3 protein-coding genes are annotated in these 3612 nt (G+C 67.4%); 2 read left to right on the forward strand and 1 reads right to left on the reverse strand.

The genetic code is table 11. From position 1 onward, the window contains the following. Positions 1-714: 714 nt before the first annotated feature. The gene (locus tag Vau01_RS62690) at positions 715-1842 is read right to left on the reverse strand and encodes an epoxide hydrolase family protein (protein WP_204015232.1); all 1128 of its coding nucleotides are present in this window, start codon (positions 1840-1842) and stop codon (positions 715-717) included. 592 nt (positions 1843-2434) lie between these two features. On the opposite strand from Vau01_RS62690, the gene Vau01_RS62695 reads away from it, so the two are divergent. Both Vau01_RS62695 and Vau01_RS62700 read left to right on the forward strand, forming a co-directional pair. Next, a complete protein-coding gene (locus tag Vau01_RS62695) occupies positions 2435-2974 on the forward strand; it encodes a methyl-accepting chemotaxis protein (RefSeq protein WP_239153146.1) in 540 nt (179 codons plus the stop codon). A 260-nt stretch (positions 2975-3234) separates the two neighbouring features. Beyond that, positions 3235-3546, forward strand: a complete 312-nt coding sequence (locus Vau01_RS62700) for a transposase (protein WP_204015236.1) — start codon at positions 3235-3237, stop codon at positions 3544-3546. Positions 3547-3612: the final 66 nt, after the last annotated feature.

A 3612-nucleotide genomic window follows, 5' to 3' on the forward strand; every position in this document is an offset into this window, starting at 1 on the left:
CAGCCCCGCCGGGACGCCGCGCCGCCGGTAATAGGCCACGAGGTGACGCCTGCCGACCAGGCCAGCCAGGACGAGAGCCACCGCCGTCGCGACGACTGGAAGCCAGCGCAGGTACCCGCCCGGGATCATCGTGGAACACCATAGTTCGACCGGGCATCAGCCCGCGCCAACGAAATGTGTGGATCCCGTGTACAAGACGGGTGATTGCTCACTCGGCACGAGCGCACAATCGCGGCCTAACGCCGGGCAAGTTTCCCACCGAGCCGATCGCGGCAGAGCGCGCACCACGACGATCTGCGCTGACGACCGTGGACCGTCGCTTCTTTCGGCGTCGCTGGCATGACTCGCGCGGTGACGAGTTCGGCGCTTGGGGCCATTCGGTCTGGTACTTCGAGGTTGATGACCACGGTTGGCCTGTCCGGCAGATCGAGGTGTACGACAACGGTCCAGTCCTCCGTTATGGACCTGGACGCGAGGAAGATCAGTACGGCGGTCTCGGGCAGGTGAGCTCTGAACAACCCGACGAGGATTGGGCTCCGCACGTCATTACACGAGACGCATTCGGACGAACCTGGGACTCAGTGGACAGGTGGTAACCACGCTGATGGCGGCCGAATCCGGACGCCAAGATCGTGAGCGGCCGCCGTGATCGTCATTGATCACGGCGGCCGCGGCGTAGGTCATTGGCAGTTGGGGTGAGAAGTCGTCGGCGCGTCAGCCGTTCAGCCCGTCGAAGAATGCCCGCACGTCGGTGGCGTACGCGTCGGGCTGTTCGAGGGAGAGGAAGTTGCCGCCGCGTTCGGTCTCCGTCCAGCGGACGACGACACTGTCCCGCTCGGCGAAGCGTCGGATGGTGATGTCGGTGTTCGCGGCCAGCAGCACCGCCGTGGGCACGGGGCTGCGGTCCTTCGGTGCCCAGCCGGCCGGGTCGTGGCTCATCTCGTAGTACAGGTTCGCCGACGAGCCGGCCGTTCCCGAGAACCAGTACACGCTGACGTTGGTCAGCAACGTGTCGCGGTCGACGGCGTCCTCGGGCAGTTCGGCTGCGGGGTCGGTCCATTCCTTGAACTTCTCGACGATCCACGCGAGTTGGCCGGCCGGCGAGTCGTGCAGCGCGTGCGCGAGCGTGTGCGGACGGGTCGACTGGATGGCGTTGAAGCCCATCATGTCGTCGCGGAAGTTCTGGAGCCGTTGTAGGCGAATCTGTTCGGCCTCGGTGAGCCCGTCGAAGTCGGCGGGGTCACCGGAAGGGAATGTGACGTGCCCGTTCACGTGCACCCCGAGTACCCGGTCGGGAGCCTGCCGGCCCATCTCGACGGCGATCCAGCCGCCACCGCCGGAGCCCTGCACTCCGTACCGCTCGTATCCGAGTCGGGCCATGACCCGGTTGAACGCTGCGGCGATCCGGCCGGTGTTCCAGCCCGGCCCGACGAGCGGGCCGCCGAAGCCGACGCCCGGAATGTTGGTGAGCACGAGGTGGAATCGGTCGGTCAACTTCTCCACGACCGTGGTGAACGCGACGAACGACGCCGGCCAGTCGTGCGTCAGCAGCAGCGGTGTCGCGTTGGGGTTGGCCGAGCGGACGTGTGCGAAGTGGATCGGCTGCCCGTCGACCTCGGTGACGAACTGCGGGAGCTTGTTCAGCGCCGCCTCCGCGGCGCGCCAGTCGTACTCGTCGGCCCAGTAGGCGGCCAGGCCCCTGAGGTAGTCGACCGGTACGCCCCGGCTCCAGCCCTGGCCCGGCAGGTCGGTACCCCACCGGGTGCGGTGCAGGCGTTCACGCAGGTCGTCGACGTCGGCCTGCGGAACCTCGATGCGGTAGGGGCGGATCTCGGTGCTCATGGCGAACTCCCCGGTTCCAAGTCGCGGAACGGAACGCTTCATTCCGTTCGACATGGCGACTGTATCAGAGCGGAATGCTCCGTTCCACCAACGGGTACGGTGTGATCCGTGTCAAAGCCGCTCTCCGGCCGTCGGGGGCCAGGCCGCCCGCACCATGGGATGCGCTGCGGGCGTTGGGCCGGCGGTCGTCCCGTACTTGTCGATGCCTTCCCCGCGGCCGGGCCACGCTCAAGCGTGAACTGCTTCGGCAAGCCATGAATCGACCGGGACAGGGGGTCACGTTCCAGGCCTGGACACTGCCCGTCTAACGATGTCCGCAGATCTGGACCGTTTCGTCGGCTCGGTCTGTAGTTGATACGTATGCTGCGGCGGTGTCTCTGTTCGGCTACTTCGTGGTTGCGCGGTCCGACCGTCCGCTTGTCGAGGCGCCCTCGCTGCAACATCTGTGCACGAGGACTCGGATGAGATCGGGCCAGGCAGCACCCTCGGCGGCTACATGCGCGAGACCGCTGGCCACGCGGACCGCCTCGCCAACGGCGACCTCCGCCTCACCGTCGACCCACGGGGCGAGGACGACCTGCTGGGCAACGCGATGCACAAGACCGTGGCGCGGCTCGGCGAACTCGTCGGCCAGATCCACTCTGCCGGCCAACACGTTTCCCAGACTGCCGAACGGCTGATGACGGCCAATTCGTCGCTGGTGGCCAAGGCCGAGGAGACCAACACGCTGGCCACGACGGTCGCCTCCGCGAGTGAGGAGATGACCGTCAGCATCAGCGACATCTCGCGCAGCATCACCGAGGCCGCGTCGATCGCCAGCACCGCCGTTGCCACCGCCGATGAGGCCGGCCGCGTCGTCGACAGCCTCGCCGAGGCCAGCGCCGACATCGGCGGCGTCATCGACCTCATCCAAGCCATCGCGTCGCAGACCAACCTCCTCGCCCTGAACGCCACCATCGAGGCCGCACGCGCCGGCGAGGCCGGCAAGGGGTTCGCTGTGGTCGCCGACGAGGTCAAGCAACTCGCCCAGCAAACGGCGGAGGCGACCACGACAATCACCCAGCGGGTCGCCACCATCAATCAGGGGGCCAGCGCCACCGCCCGCGCCATCGCACAGATCGTCCCGGCCTGACCTCCACCGGAACGGGGCGTGCGGCCTGGGGACCACCAACGACCCGGAAGAGATCCCCGAAATCTTCGCTGCGGCCGACAGCACCACCGTCCAGCAAAGCGCGGGACGGACGGCGTTCGCGCCGGTGGCCAAACGGTGGATCGTCGAGCAGGCCTACGGCACCCTCTATTCCGGATGGCGAGGTTGTCGATGTTGCGAGTGGCTGCCACTCCTGAGACTGGGATCGTGATGGTCCTGGTGGACAGGAGTTCTGGAACACGATGGTGAACAAGCACTACCCGGCTCAGTTCAAGGCCGATGCGGTGGCGTTGTACCGGTCTCGGCCGGGCGCGACGATCGCGTCGATCGCCGATGACCTCGGGATCAACCGGGAGACGCTGCGTAGCTGGGTCCGCGCCGACGATCAGCAGCGCGGCACCGGCGGCCCGCCGAGGGCATCGGCTGTGGGGCAGGCGCCGGCTTCGGTCGAGGACGAGAACGCCGAACTGCGTCGGCGGGTCCGCGAGCTTGAGGAGGAACGCGACATTCTGCGGAAGGCAGCCCGGTATTTCGCCGGGGAGACGCGCTGGTGACCCGCTTCCAGTTCGTCGCCGACCACTCCGAGCGCTTCGGCGTGAAGCGGTTGTGTCAGATCGTCG

Source organism: Virgisporangium aurantiacum (genome assembly GCF_016863635.1).
Lineage (GTDB): Bacteria > Actinomycetota > Actinomycetes > Mycobacteriales > Micromonosporaceae > Virgisporangium > Virgisporangium aurantiacum.